General features: G+C 64.5%; 12 protein-coding genes. All 12 read right to left on the reverse strand.

Annotated features, from left to right (window positions below; genetic code table 11):
- Positions 1–21: 21 nt before the first annotated feature.
- Positions 22–1,251 (reverse strand): acyl-CoA dehydrogenase family protein, encoded by a 1,230-nt coding sequence (locus Sj15T_RS19360; RefSeq protein WP_049775250.1) that lies wholly within the window; start codon positions 1,249–1,251, stop codon positions 22–24.
- 155 nt (positions 1,252–1,406) lie between these two features.
- Positions 1,407–1,751, reverse strand: coding sequence for a hypothetical protein (locus Sj15T_RS19365; protein WP_013053979.1), 345 nt, complete (start codon positions 1,749–1,751; stop codon positions 1,407–1,409).
- Positions 1,748–3,010, reverse strand: a complete 1,263-nt coding sequence (locus Sj15T_RS19370; protein WP_233448197.1) for an aromatic ring-hydroxylating dioxygenase subunit alpha — start codon at positions 3,008–3,010, stop codon at positions 1,748–1,750. Before Sj15T_RS19370 ends, Sj15T_RS19365 begins: the two co-directional genes overlap by 4 nt.
- A 46-nt stretch (positions 3,011–3,056) precedes the next feature.
- Positions 3,057–3,551: a MaoC family dehydratase gene (locus Sj15T_RS19375; protein ID WP_013053981.1), complete on the reverse strand. Its 495-nt coding sequence runs from the start codon at positions 3,549–3,551 to the stop codon at positions 3,057–3,059.
- A gap of 13 nt (positions 3,552–3,564) precedes the next feature.
- Entirely contained in the window at positions 3,565–4,563 is a 999-nt protein-coding gene (locus Sj15T_RS19380) for an NADPH:quinone oxidoreductase family protein (RefSeq protein ID WP_013053982.1), read from the reverse strand.
- The gene (locus Sj15T_RS19385) at positions 4,547–5,014 is read right to left on the reverse strand and encodes a DUF6285 domain-containing protein (RefSeq protein WP_013053983.1); all 468 of its coding nucleotides are present in this window, start codon (positions 5,012–5,014) and stop codon (positions 4,547–4,549) included. The genes Sj15T_RS19380 and Sj15T_RS19385 overlap by 17 nt, the downstream gene beginning before the upstream one ends.
- Complete coding sequence (locus Sj15T_RS19390) at positions 5,004–5,996, reverse strand: phosphotransferase family protein (RefSeq protein ID WP_013053984.1); 993 nt, start codon at positions 5,994–5,996, stop codon at positions 5,004–5,006. The genes Sj15T_RS19385 and Sj15T_RS19390 overlap by 11 nt, the downstream gene beginning before the upstream one ends.
- Entirely contained in the window at positions 5,993–6,838 is an 846-nt protein-coding gene (locus Sj15T_RS19395) for an SDR family oxidoreductase (RefSeq protein WP_013053985.1), read from the reverse strand. The genes Sj15T_RS19390 and Sj15T_RS19395 overlap by 4 nt, the downstream gene beginning before the upstream one ends.
- A gap of 97 nt (positions 6,839–6,935) precedes the next feature.
- Positions 6,936–9,278, reverse strand: a complete 2,343-nt coding sequence (locus tag Sj15T_RS19400) for a TonB-dependent receptor (protein WP_013053986.1) — start codon at positions 9,276–9,278, stop codon at positions 6,936–6,938.
- A 178-nt stretch (positions 9,279–9,456) separates the two neighbouring features.
- Entirely contained in the window at positions 9,457–10,347 is an 891-nt protein-coding gene (locus Sj15T_RS19405; RefSeq protein WP_013053987.1) for an enoyl-CoA hydratase/isomerase family protein, read from the reverse strand.
- Between the two features lie 182 nt (positions 10,348–10,529).
- The gene (locus tag Sj15T_RS19410) at positions 10,530–11,729 is read right to left on the reverse strand and encodes a cytochrome P450 (protein ID WP_013053988.1); all 1,200 of its coding nucleotides are present in this window, start codon (positions 11,727–11,729) and stop codon (positions 10,530–10,532) included.
- Positions 11,730–11,814: 85 nt separating this feature from the next.
- Complete coding sequence (locus Sj15T_RS19415; RefSeq protein ID WP_013053989.1) at positions 11,815–12,570, reverse strand: SDR family NAD(P)-dependent oxidoreductase; 756 nt, start codon at positions 12,568–12,570, stop codon at positions 11,815–11,817.
- Between the last annotated feature and the right edge of the window lie 52 nt (positions 12,571–12,622).

Here is a 12,622-nt window from a genome sequence, read left to right on the forward strand (position 1 = left end):
CGCAGCACGGCGCCATGATGATTATTTGCGGGCGCCGCCCAGGCCGAACATATAGGCCGCGATCTTGCGCATCTGGATCTCTTCGGAACCTTCGGTGATGCGGTAGCGGCGATGATGCCGGTAAATATGCTCGAAGGGCTTGTGGCGCGAATATCCGATGCCGCCATGCACCTGCATGGCGCGGTCGGCGGCCTCGCAGCAGAGCCGGTTCGCCCAATAGTTGCACATGCTGACCTTGTGGGAAAGCGTCGCCGTCACCTCCGCGCGGGACATCCGGTCCATGTCGGATGCCGTCTTGCGGATCAGCAGGCGCAGCATCTCCGCCTGGGTGCTCATTTCGACGAGCGGCCACTGGATCGCCTGGTTCGTGGCCAGCGGCTTGCCGAACGGCTTGCGCTCGCGGGCGTAACGCACGCTTTCCTCGATGCAATAGCTTGCCGCCCCAAGGGACGCCGCCGCCTGCCGGATGCGGTTTTCATGGACGAACGTCTGGGCCAGCGCCAGCCCATCGCCCGGCTCGCCGAAAAGATCCTCGTCCCTCACCCAGACATTGGTGAGGCTGATGCGGGGATGATCGGTGGGCATGTTGAAGGTCCAGAGCCACTCCTCGATCTTGAGGCCGGGCGTGTCGCTGGGGACGAGAAAGCCGGTAATGCCCTTGCCGTCCCCGCGCTCGCCATGGGTGCGCGCAAAGATGATGACATGGCTGGCGCTGTGCATGCCGGTGGTCCACATCTTCTCGCCGTCTATGCGCCAGCCGCTGGCGCCGTTGCGGCTTTCGCGCACGGCGCGCGTCTGCATGTGCGTCGCGTCCGATCCATGCTCCGGCTCGGTCAGCGCGAAGGCCAGCGAAAGGTCGCCGTCCAGCATTCCGCCGATGAATTTCTCCTTCTGCTCCTGCGTGCCGAATTCCTGCAACATCAGCACCTGGGGGAAGTTGGCGACGATCGAATGCTCGTTCTGAAGGTCGTTGTGCAGGCCAAGGCCCCGCGCCGCCAGATGCTCGCGGATGGCGGCCATCCACAGGTTGGAACCGTCCTGCCCGCCAAAGGCCCTGGGCAGGCCGAAGCGCAGATAGCCGGCGCGGTCGGCCAGATCGCGGGCCTGGCGCAGAAGGGCCTCCCATTCGGGCCGCGGCAGGCCGCCCCCCTCGAAGTCGGTGCGCGCCCATTCGCGCCGATGGTCGAAGAAGCGGATATTGTCGTCGCGCTGCTCGAGCGGCTTGATCTCGGCATCGATGAATGCATCCATCTTCGCGAGATAGGCGCTGAGTTCAGGGCTGTCGCCGAAATAGCCAACCGTTCCAGATTCCACAATCAAACCTTCCACAAATTGATCAGCGCAGGGCTGCTTTCTTCCGGTGCGCAGGCCGCTGCTTCGCCGAATATTCACAAATCTCGCCGCGATCAGGGGGGAGATGGGCCCTTTACGATGCGCACTGCCGGGTTGTAGGTGGAATTGGGCGGCGCCAATTGGCCGTGGAATTCGACCGACAACGCGCAATGGGCCACCGCCATGAGAAGCTGGTAAAGCCGCTTCTCATCAGGCGAAAGCGCGTCCAGCGGCAATGGGTCCAGATGATCGAGGATCGCGGGTGCCCTGGGCGCCACGGCGTCGTAGAAGGCCTGCACCTGCGCCATGCCGGCGGCGAAGCGGTGTTCGTTGCGCGCCTGGAAATCCTCCAGCGCCCATTGCTCGACAAAGGGTTCGAGATCCTCAAAGCCCCTGGGCAGCGCGGATGGTCCGTTCATTGCCCCCTCCCCAGCGCCTCGGCGACGGTGGCCGATCCGATCCACTTTTCCACCTGCTGCACCGAATGGCGGATCGACACTTCGCTCTCCGACAGGTTCATGCCGCGCGTGGCGCCCGACTCCACGCCCCGCTGGGTCCGCTCGACATTGCCCAGATCCTCATAGATGATGTCCACGAGCCAGGCGATCGTATGCTCCATGGCAAATCGCTCCCCCACCGTCGCCGGCTTGGGGAAGTAGAAGGTCGCCCGGTGCAGGGTCTCCGTCGCGCTCAACGGCCAATATTCGTGGACGAACGGACCGCTGATCCGGGCGGCGATATTGACGTTGGGAAAGATCGTCGCGATGTCCATCGACCAGTCGGGTTGCTTGGTCGGGTTGACGGCCGGATGATTCAGATATGCCATTGCGGCGTCCATCACCTGCTGCGGCACCTTTTCCGGATCGTTGACCAGCTTCGCGATCGCATGGCCGGGCTTGAATTCCGCGGCCGCGTTGCCGAACATCGAAACGAAGCGATGAGGCCCGAAGAAGCGCGCATCCAGCAGGCGCCCATATTTATTCTCGTCGTTGGAGAACAAGGTCTTGAGCGTCGTCGAATGGATCGAGGGGATGTGATAGGCCTCGACGAAGGCGTCCGCGACAATCTTCCAGTTGCAGTTGAGCCGCGTCTCCACCACGATGGGATGGTCGAGATTATTATATTCGACCCCTTCGTAAAAGGACTTCCAGTCGCCCAGGAACTCGTCGAGCGAAACCTCCGGAGTCTCGGCCAGGTTGACGAACATCCAGCCGTCCCAGATTTCCAGCGCGACCGGCGTGAGGCCGCAGCCCGCCTTGTCGAGTCCCAGGAACATCTCCTGGTCCGGCACGCCGCGCAACCTGCCGTCGGTCGAATAGGACCAGCCGTGGTAACGGCAGACCAGAACCGGCGCATTGCCGTTCGGACGGCTCTCCACCAGGTTCGCGCGATGCGGACATACATTGTGGAAAGCGCGCAGGACATCGTCCTTGCCGCGAATGATGATGATGGAGGCCTTGCAGATCGCAAATTCCTTCACGACGAAGTCCGCCTTGTTCGGAACCTCCTCCACGCGTCCGGCGAAAAGCCAGGCCCGCCGGAAGATCCGCTCCCGCTCCAGCTCGAAGGCCTCCGGGGATCGGTATGTCTCCAGCGACACCATGCCGTTGTCCATGCCGCCGCGAGCAGCGAAGGACGAAGCGGAACCGGGCCGGTCGACCATTTCATGCACACTCATGTTCACCTCCTGCGGATCGGGCGCGCCGGGCGCGGACCACGCCCGATCATGCGCCCTCGGCCTTCGCCGTCGTGTCCAGCCGGCCCGTGCCGGGAAACAGCAGTCCCATCCCCTCGGCCACGCATGCGGGCCGGTCCTCTCCTTCGATCTCGATCGTCATCTCGCTGATCATCAGCAGGCCGCCCGCCTTCGGCTCCGTGCTCAACAGCTTCTGGCGAACGCGCACATTCCCGCCCGCCCGGACGGGATTGGTGAAACGCACCTTGTTGAGGCCATAGTTCAGCGCATGGTTGATGCCGGTGATCTCCAGCACGTCGGCCAGCATCACGGGCAACAGCGCCAGGGTCAGGAATCCGTGCGCGATGGTTCCGCCATTCTCCCGCGTCGCCCGCTCGACATCGACATGCACCCACTGGCGGTCGCCCGTCGCCTCCGCGAACAGGTCGATCGACCGCTGCGTCACCTCAAACCAGCGCGACACGCCGATCTCCTGGCCCTGGAAACTTTCCAGCTCGCTATAATCTATGGTCCTTGCCACCATATTCTCCTGTCTTTCAGCCGACGGTCACGACGATCTTTCCCTGCGCCTGCCTGCCTGCCAGAAGGTCCAGCGCCCTTGCCGCTTCGTCCAGCCCGAACCGCGCCGAAATGTGGGGACGGATGCGCCCGGCCTCGTATATTTCGAACAGTTCGGCATTGTTCCGGCGATTTTCGTCCGGCTCCTTCTCGGTGAAGAGGCCGTAGAAAACCCCCGCGATGTCGCAGCCCTTCAGCAACGCCAGGTTGAGCGGCATCTTCGCTATGCCGGCGGGAAAACCGACGACCAGGAAGCGCCCCTTCCAGGCGATCGTGCGCAGCGCGGGTTCGGAATAATTGCCGCCGACGATGTCCAGGATGACGTCATATCCTTCCGCGCCCACCGGCGCCCTGAATTGCTCCGCCAGGTCGCGCATCTCCGGCACGCCGGGAACGTCGCCCGGATAGAGGATGCAGGTTCCGGCGCCGCGCGCGCGGGCGACGTTCAGCTTTTCCTCGCTGGACGCGGCGGCGAACACCCGCGCCCCCATGGCCGTCGCCAGTTCCACCGCCGCCAACCCGACGCCCCCGGCGGCGCCCAGCACCAGCACGCTCTCGCCAGGCGCCAGGCGCGCCCGCTGCTTGAGCGCATGATAGGAGGTTCCATAGGTCGCGATGAAGGCGGCCGCCTCGTCGAAGGGCATGGAGTCGGGGATCGGGACCAGCTTGCCCGCCGAAGTCGCGACGCGTTCGGCCATGCCGCCCCAGCCGACAAGGCCGATGACCCGCTGCCCGATCAGCGCGGGATCGACCCCCTCGCCCACCTCGCTGACGATGCCTGCGACCTCGCCCCCCGGCGAGAAGGGCCGGGAAGGCTTGAACTGATATTGATCGTTGATGATCAGCACGTCCGGGAAATTCACGCCGCACGCCTTGACGTCGATGACCACCTCGCCCGCGGCGGGCCGCGGATCGGGGACGTCTTCCAGCAGGAGCGTGTCGGGGCCGCCGGCCTCCCGGCTAATGACTGCTTTCATGCTTCGTCTTTCTGGCATTCGTCGCGCCGCCCTTTTCATCGGCCGCGCGGAGGTGACTGTCGGTGAAGCGCGTGGGCCTGACCATCTTGCGCGCCCGCAGGTTGGCGGAATAATGGGGCTGGTCGACCGCCAGTTTCTCCATCGTCGTCAGCCACAGATGCTCCCCAACAAGCGGGTCGTCGGCGGTCAGCGCGCCCGACCTCAGCCGGGCGCACAGCAAGGCGTTGAGAGTGCGGCAGTCGCCATCCTCCCCCAGCAGGACCGAAAGCCGCTGGCGCTCAGCTTCGTCGAAGCCCGGCGCGAGATCGATTTCCCGCCGCGCCAGGTCCACGGCATTGGCCGTCACGAGAGCATGGAAGCGCGTTTCGCCCTGACCCAGCCGCCCGAGGTCGTCGCGAAGGAAGCGCGCCACCGCGTCGAGCAGTTCGCTGGCGCCCGGTTCATCCTGCATGGGCCGTCTCCGCCATGATGAGGCCGAGAATGTCGATCTCGGCTTCCGATGCGCGGCGCGCGATCATCGTGCGCTCGACGCTTGCGTCCTCGCCGGACCGGATCCATCCGACCATCCCGGCGCACATCAGCCCCCAGCGCAAACTGCCCAGCACCTCCCAGAATTTCACGCGCTGCCGGTCGATGGCGACGCCGGCGGCGGCTTCATAGGCCAGGTAGAAATCCTCCCTCTCGGCAAAGCCGCCGATCGGAAGGTCGATATTGCCGAAGCGCCAGCTATTGACGCTGATCCACGCAATATCCTCATGCGGGTCGCCCAGATGGGCGAGTTCCCAATCGAGAATGCCGCGCAGGCCCTGAGGGTCGACCAGCAGGTTGCCAAGGCGGAAGTCGCCGTGGACGAGCCGGGGAGCCACCGGGTCCGGCACATGTTCCCGAAGCCAACGGAACGCCGCCTCGAACACCGGCCGGGGCTGGTCCAACGAGCAGTGACTTTCCCACAGCAGCGCGATCTCCGACGCCGGGGTGCTGGACCGCACGCCCACGCCCCCGGCCTCGATCCGATGGATCGCCGCCAGCGCGCTCGCGCTCTCGCCAGCGAGGCGCGCCCGCGCGCCTGCAAATTGCTCATCCCGCAGGATGCGGCGCGCCAGCGTCTCGCCCTTGAGCCGCTCCATGAAGAATCCCCGGCCCAGCCCGTCCGACGGTTGCAGCACGTAACGGACCGCTGGCACCGGCGCGCCGGCATCATCGGCCAGTTGGATGAGCGCGGCTTCCTGCTCGGGCGTCGTGGTCGCGCCCTCCCGCAAGGCGCCGCCCGGCGCGCGGCGAAGGATGAACTCCTCCGTCGCGCCTTCGGCGACCACGTCCAGCGCCCATGTTTCGTAACTCGCTCCGGCCGTCAACCGCCGCAAAGTGCCGATCCGGCCGTTCCAGCGCCGCTCGACGACGGCATGCAATGCATTCTCGAACGCGTCGCTCACTGCGGGACCGCCTTTTCGCCGCCGCCCGCCGCCGCCATCTTCTCGTCAAAGGCCCGTCCCGCAGGAGCGGTGGAGAGATGCGCAAGCGTGCCCGCGTCCACGGGCAGGAGATGGCCGGTGATGTGACGCGCGGCGTCGGACGCCAGGAAGGCCACCGCTTCGGCGATGTCCGTCGGCGTGACCAGCAGGTCCATCGCCGCGCCGTTGCGGTTGGCATCCAGCAGTTCCTGCGGAAACAGCTCCAGAACGCCCGGCGTCGCCACCAGCGACGGCGCCACGGCGTTGCACCGGATTCCCTGGCGGCCGAAGGCGACGGCGACATAGCGGGTAAGCTGGATCAAGGCGGCCTTGGACGTGCCGTATGCGCAAAGATTGGCATAAGCCGCCACGCCATAGGTGGAGGAGGTGTTCACTATGGCGCCTCCGCCAGCGCGGATCATCTCCGGAATGGCGTGCTTGCAGCCGAGCATGACGCTGCGCACGTTGATCGCCATGATGCGATCCCAAAGGCTCGCATCGATCGTCAGCACATTCTGGTCCTGGATATTGACCTCCAGATCGACCAGCGCGGCATTGTTGTGGAGGATGTGGAGGCCGCCGAACGTCGCCACCGCGTGCGCCACCATGGCGATGATGTCGCCTTCCTTCTCGACGTCGCAGTGGAAGGCTTCGGCAACGCCGCCGGCGCTGCGGATTTCCTCGGCGACGGCGCGCGCCGCATCCTCCCGAATGTCGGCCACCACCAGTCGCGCGCCCCGCTGGGCCAGCAACTGCGCGGTCGCCCGGCCGATTCCCGAACCGCCGCCCGTGACGATCGCTGTCTTTCCGGCAAAATCCGACATGCTATTCCTCTTCATTTCCTGGCCGACCGACCGTCGACAACCGTTTTCGGTTCAGTGGCCGGGCGGGACGGCGCCCGATGCGCCGCCCCGCGCGGGATCAATATTTAAAGCCGAACGTGATGCCATAGGTGGCAGGCATGCCGGCATATTGGTGACGGTTGTCGAGATCCTGGAACACCGTCGTGATATAATATTTGTTGGTCACGTTGCGTCCGAACAGTTCGACCCTCCAGCGGTCGTCCGCTGCCGAAATACCGGCGCGCAGGTCGAGCAGCGCATATCTGGGTATGTCGAAGTTCCTGTCCCGCGAATTCCCCTGCAGGACGAGCGAAGCGTTGTCGCGGCTGTGATAGGTCACGGCCGCGCCGAGCATGGCCTTGAAGCTGTCGCTCAGCGGCCATTCATACTGCACATCCAGATTTCCCGTGAATTTCGGGGTGTAGGACAGCGGCGAGCCTCTGAAATTGCCCGACTGGCCGGCCTGGTCATAGACCGCCGCGCCGTTGCTCGTCGTGAAGTCGCCGTTGATCTTGCTGTTCAGATAGGTGCCGGACGCGGTCAGCGTCAGCCCCTCCGCCGGCGCGAAATTCAGGTCGGCGTCGATGCCCCAGATGCGCGACTTGGGCACGCTCACCAGCGTCTCCACCAGGCCGAAGATGGGGTCGAGGATGCGGGCGCGCAACTGCTTGTTCTTATAGTCATAGTAGAAGCCGGACACGTTCAGGAACGCCGCCCGATCGAACAGCGGCGCCTTGATGCCGATTTCGTAGGAATCCAGCCGCTCCTGCTTCACCGGCAGGAATTGCTGGGCGGAAGAGGCGGTGATGTTCGATATGATGGCGCCCTTGTAGCCCCGGCTGACGCTGCCGAAGATCATGGTGCCGCCGTCGAACTTGTAATTGAGCGCGCCGCGGTAGGAGAAGTTGTCCTCCCTCAGTCTCAGATCGAATTCGCCCGCGGAGAAATTGTCATACGGGTTCAACTGATAGCATTTCGTGATCGGATCCTGCACGACCCCGGGCGCCAGGATGCTCTGGAGGCCGGTGAAGAAGATGTTGAGCGGCGCGCCCGGCGTTCTGTCATAGGCGCAGGCCTGCGCATCGCGTTCCGACCATGTGTAGCGGCCGCCCGCCTGGAAGGTCAGTTGCGGCGTGATCTTATATTCCGCATTGGCGAAGATGGCGTAATTGTCGACCTGTTGATTGACGTAGGACGTCGGCCGGGTGAACGGCGTCGCCGCCAGCAGGCCGCCGACGCGATTGGTCGACAATTTGTCGACGAAGTTGAAGTTGTTGTCCTTGGTATTGCTGTGCTGATAATTGACGCCAACCAGGCCGATCAGCGCATCGGTGGTCAACTGCAACCGCAATTCCTGTCCAAAGTCCTTCAGGCGGCCGAATGTCTGAAATTCCAGGCCAACGGGCGCGGCGCCGTCAATATCCAGATAGCGCGAGGATTTGAGGTCGGAATAGGAGGAGATCGACGTCAGCGTGACGGTGTCCGTCGCTTCGAAATCCACGCGGCCGGAAAGCTGGTAGAACTTCTCGTTCTTGCGGTTCGACGCCAGCGGATTCCAGTCGGCCGACCGCGCATTGTCCTCCGCCAGCGGCGCGGCGAGCATTTCCGGATAGGCAAAGGCGGGATCGGAAGGCGTGATCGCCTTGAGCTGCGAAGCCTGCGTGTCGGACCTGTCGCGGAAGCCGTTGAGGTTGATCGCGACCTTCAGCCGATCGGTGGGCGTCCAGTCCAGCAGCAGCCTGCCCATGATCTGGCGCGCATTGCCGAGTTCATCGTCGCGGGTCAGGCTGCGCTGCCACGCGCCGCCGGACGCCCCCTGCACGGCGACGCGCGCGCGCAGCGTGTCCGTGATCGGCCCGCTGACAAATGCCTTCAGCGTCGCCTTGTCGAACCGCTCATATGTCGCGGAACCGCCGGCCTGGAAATCTTCCGTGGGCTTGGCCGCGACATAGTTGATCGCGCCGCCGGTATTGTTGGTGCCGAACAGCGTGCCCTGCGGCCCCTTGAGCACCTCGACCCGTTCCAGGTCGAGCGCCGCGCCCTGCGTCATGAGCGAGAAGGGCAGCGAAACCTGGTCGACATAGACGCTCACGGTCGGCGCGGAACCCAGGCCGGAATCATACAGGCCGATGCCGCGCAGCACGTAGACCGGCTGGCCGAAAGGCGCCGGCACCGCGACGAAACCGGACACGACCTTGCCCAGGTCGGCCGTATCCGTGATGCCGCGCTGCGCCAGTTGCTCGCCGGAAGCCACCGCGACGGTGATGGGCACGTCGTTGAGCGACTGGGCGCGCTTCTGCGCGGTGACGATGATTTCGCCAATGCCGACGTCGGCCTGCGGGGCAGCGGCGTCCTGCGCATGGGCAGCCTGAACGAGCGACATAAGTCCGACCCCGGCCAGCAATAAACGATTATTTCTCATCTTCCCCTCCTCCAAATAGAGTTATTATCTGTCCTGAACGCCAAATTGCCGTCGCGCTGCATTTCGGACGGCCTTGCAAACCATGAAACCCGCCCGATCACCGCTCCCGCCCCGGCAAGTCCGGACGGATGACGATGCACCGGCACGCCGCGCCGACGAAGGCGCGGAAACGCACATCCTATTCGACCGGCGCGGCGCCGGCCGTTACCCCTTCCAGTTGAGGAAACGCCCTTCCCGTTGCGAGGGGAGGTTCGTCGACCCGCTTGAGATAGTTCCAGGCCCGCCCCTTCTGCAGGGCGTCCATCGCCTTGACGAAGTCGCGGGTCTCCATGACTTCGGCATGACTTTCATAATCCCGCTTCTCGCCGACCTCCACGGCCTCGCGCCAGACCTTCCTCAATTCCGCCTTGACCCGCGCAACCGCGTGCGGAGAGCAATATTGGAGACGCTTGCACACCGCCGCCGCCCTTGCCCGCATGTCCTCGACCGACCCGAACGACCGGGTGACAAGGCCGGCGCGCTCAGCCTCGCGGCCGTCAATCTCCTCCCCCAGGAGGATGAATTCCTGCGCACGGCGCCATTGCATCATGCGCGCGCCATGCTGCAATCCGCCCCAACCGGGATAGAAGCCGAGCTGCACTTCCGGCAGGCAGAACAACGCCGCGTCGGTGCAATACAGCATGTCGACCCGAGTCATCATCTCCAGGCCGCCGCCCCTGGCTCCCGCCGCGGCCAGGCCAATCACCGGCACGGGCAGCGAAGAAATCAGTTCGCCAAGACTTTGTCCGCGTCGCACAATCTCCCTGGTGTCTTCGCGATCCATGTCGTGATAATCCGGCTTCAACTCGAAGACCATCACCGCGGCTTCGTGAAAACCATCGCCTCCCGCATCGATCACCACCGCGCGCAGGTCTTCACGGTCGCCGGCATGCAACAGAGCGTCCTCCATCGCGTCCAGCACTGCGCAGGTCATTCCATATCCCGTGTCGGGATTGTTTTTCGTCAGAGTGAGAACGCCGTCGGCATAGTCGATCAAGACGGCCGCCCGCCTTTCCGGTCCGCGATTCATCCCATCAACTCCTGTACGATCGCAGCGGTTCTGATGCCGCCTTCGTCCTGTTATATACTAACCATGTGAACAGTAAAGTTCATTTTATCGCGCAATACAAGCGGAAATTTGCGTGCCCGGCAAAGGCGACCGACAAGCCGCGAAGGATGCCCGAAGCCGCCTGTCCGGCAGCAGCGGCGGGATCAGCCAGGGTGCAGCCGCAGCGGCAACTTGCCGGGCATGCGAACCTGGTTATGGGCCTCATATTGGGGCGTTCCGGTCAGTTCCAGACGCGCGACCTTGCGCACCAGCGCGGATATGATCGCCTCCGTCTCCGCCTTGGCCAGGATCTGGCCGACGCAATTGTGCGGACCCGTGCCGAAACCCAGTCCGGCATGCGCGCCCCGCCGGGAGACGTCGAATTCGTCGGGCCGGTCAAAATGGCGCGGGTCGCGATTAACCGCGCCCATCCATACCCCGATCTTGGTCTGGGGCGCCAGATCGAACGCCCCCAGTTTCACGGGCCGGGTGGTCATCCGGTAATAGACGCGGAAGGGCGGATCGAATCGGATCGCTTCGTTGATCGCCGCCGGGACAAGGGTCGGATCGGAACGAAGCCTTGCCCATTCCGCCGGGTGCAGCGCCAGCAATCGCAGGGCATTGGCGATGCCCGCAATCGTGGAATCGAAGCCGCCTCCCACAAAGACGATGGCCATGTTGCCGCCGATCCCTTCGGGAAGCAGCCCCTCCTCCTCGGCCTGGTAGGCCAGGTCGACGAGCCCGCCCGGCGCTGCGTTGCGGCGCGTTATGGCTTCGTTGAACCAGGGCAGATGGGGTTCCGCCGCGGCCATGGCCCTTTGGCTCACCGCATTCACCGGCCCCATCAGGTTGAGCATCATGTTGCTCGTCGCGATCGCCGGTTCGGCGGGCAGGTCGATCCCTGCGACGCTCGAAAACACGTCCAGGATGAACGCCTGGGCAATGTCCCGCGTGCCGTCGACCGATCCTTTCTCAAGCAGGTCGTCCACCAATATCCGCGCCCGTTCCGCCAGCAATTCCTGGAAACCGCGGACGCGGGAAGGCGACAGGATCTTCTGCACGACCTTCCGAAGCTGGCTATGCTGCGGCGGGTCGCATTCCTGCAGGGCATTGGTCGGCCGGAGCAGACCCGGCTTGGTAATGTCGAGCAGGCCTATGCCGTGACTGGAGGTGAAGCTGTCGAAATCCTTGGACAGTTGGACAGCTTCGTCCATGCCCCCGACGGCATAGGCCTCGTTCGCGGGCAGATAGGCGACGCCGGCATTCCGCACCGACTCCAGAAACGGCGCCGGATCGAGAATGACGTCCTCCGCATAGGGGTCGAATTCCAATATGGGCGGTGCGGATATGATCATGTCATCCATTCATGCCTCCATTGATCGGATTCCGGCGCCCTTCGCGGGTCGGCCGGCATCGGCGAGATTCCATCCTTTGCCGCGACGGCAGCGTTCAAACGGCGGTGAGGCCGCCGTCGATGGTGAATGCCGCCCCGGTGACGAAACTCGCCTCGTCGGAAAGCAGCCAGCGAACCGCATTCCCTATTTCGCCCGGCTGCCCAAAACGCTTCAACGGGTGCTGGTTCATGGCCCATTCCCGATATTCGCCGTCCCCCATCGCGCCTTCCAGCATGGGGGTCAGCGTCGCGCCCGGCAACACGGCATTGATCCTGATGCCCTTGCCGCCATATTCGACGGCCGCCCCGCGCGTGAGCCCCAGGCCGCCCGCCTTGGACGCGCAATATTCGACGCCATTTTCGAAGGCCGCCACCGCCGCCGAGGACAGGACGTTGACGATGGAGCCTCCCCCCGCCTCCAGCATCGCGGCGATTTCATATTTGTTGCACAGGAACAGGCCCCGCGCATTGACCGCCTGGCAGCGGTCCCAGTCTTCCAGCGCCAATTCATGCGTCGGAACGCCCTTCCACGGCACGCCCGCGACATTTGCGGCGCCATGGAGGGGACCGAACGACCGGACCGCGGCGTCCACCATGGCGCGCACGTCGGCCTCGCTCGCCACGTCCGCGACAATGCCTTGCGCGACGCCGCCGCCGGCCAGGATTTCGTCCGCGACAGCCTGGGCGGCGGCATGATTGACGTCGGCGACGGTGACCTTGGCCCCCGCACCGGCGAGGAGAAGGGCCGTAGCCCTGCCTATTCCACTTCCGCCACCGGTAACCAGCACCGACTTGTCGGTCAATCCTGCCATATCATCCTCCTGCCTTAATGGACCATCGCGGCTGCGTTCGACGCCTTTGCCG

The sequence above is a fragment of the Sphingobium sp. TA15 genome (assembly GCF_037101235.1).
In the GTDB taxonomy this organism is placed as follows: Bacteria; Pseudomonadota; Alphaproteobacteria; order Sphingomonadales; family Sphingomonadaceae; genus Sphingobium; species Sphingobium indicum.

What these genes read in the sequence shown, in the direction of transcription:
- Sj15T_RS19405 (WP_013053987.1), bottom strand. Translation starts at nt 10,347, where the DNA reads ATGAATCGCGGACCGGAAAGGCGGGCGGCCGTCTTGATCGACTATGCC.
- Sj15T_RS19360 (WP_049775250.1), bottom strand. Translation starts at nt 1,251, where the DNA reads ATGGATGCATTCATCGATGCCGAGATCAAGCCGCTCGAGCAGCGCGAC.
- Sj15T_RS19370 (WP_233448197.1), bottom strand. Translation starts at nt 3,010, where the DNA reads ATGAGTGTGCATGAAATGGTCGACCGGCCCGGTTCCGCTTCGTCCTTC.
- Sj15T_RS19395 (WP_013053985.1), bottom strand. Translation starts at nt 6,838, where the DNA reads ATGTCGGATTTTGCCGGAAAGACAGCGATCGTCACGGGCGGCGGTTCG.
- Sj15T_RS19410 (WP_013053988.1), bottom strand. Translation starts at nt 11,729, where the DNA reads ATGGATGACATGATCATATCCGCACCGCCCATATTGGAATTCGACCCC.
- Sj15T_RS19400 (WP_013053986.1), bottom strand. Translation starts at nt 9,278, where the DNA reads ATGAGAAATAATCGTTTATTGCTGGCCGGGGTCGGACTTATGTCGCTC.
- Sj15T_RS19375 (WP_013053981.1), bottom strand. Translation starts at nt 3,551, where the DNA reads ATGGTGGCAAGGACCATAGATTATAGCGAGCTGGAAAGTTTCCAGGGC.
- Sj15T_RS19365 (WP_013053979.1), bottom strand. Translation starts at nt 1,751, where the DNA reads ATGAACGGACCATCCGCGCTGCCCAGGGGCTTTGAGGATCTCGAACCC.
- Sj15T_RS19415 (WP_013053989.1), bottom strand. Translation starts at nt 12,570, where the DNA reads ATGGCAGGATTGACCGACAAGTCGGTGCTGGTTACCGGTGGCGGAAGT.
- Sj15T_RS19385 (WP_013053983.1), bottom strand. Translation starts at nt 5,014, where the DNA reads ATGCAGGATGAACCGGGCGCCAGCGAACTGCTCGACGCGGTGGCGCGC.
- Sj15T_RS19380 (WP_013053982.1), bottom strand. Translation starts at nt 4,563, where the DNA reads ATGAAAGCAGTCATTAGCCGGGAGGCCGGCGGCCCCGACACGCTCCTG.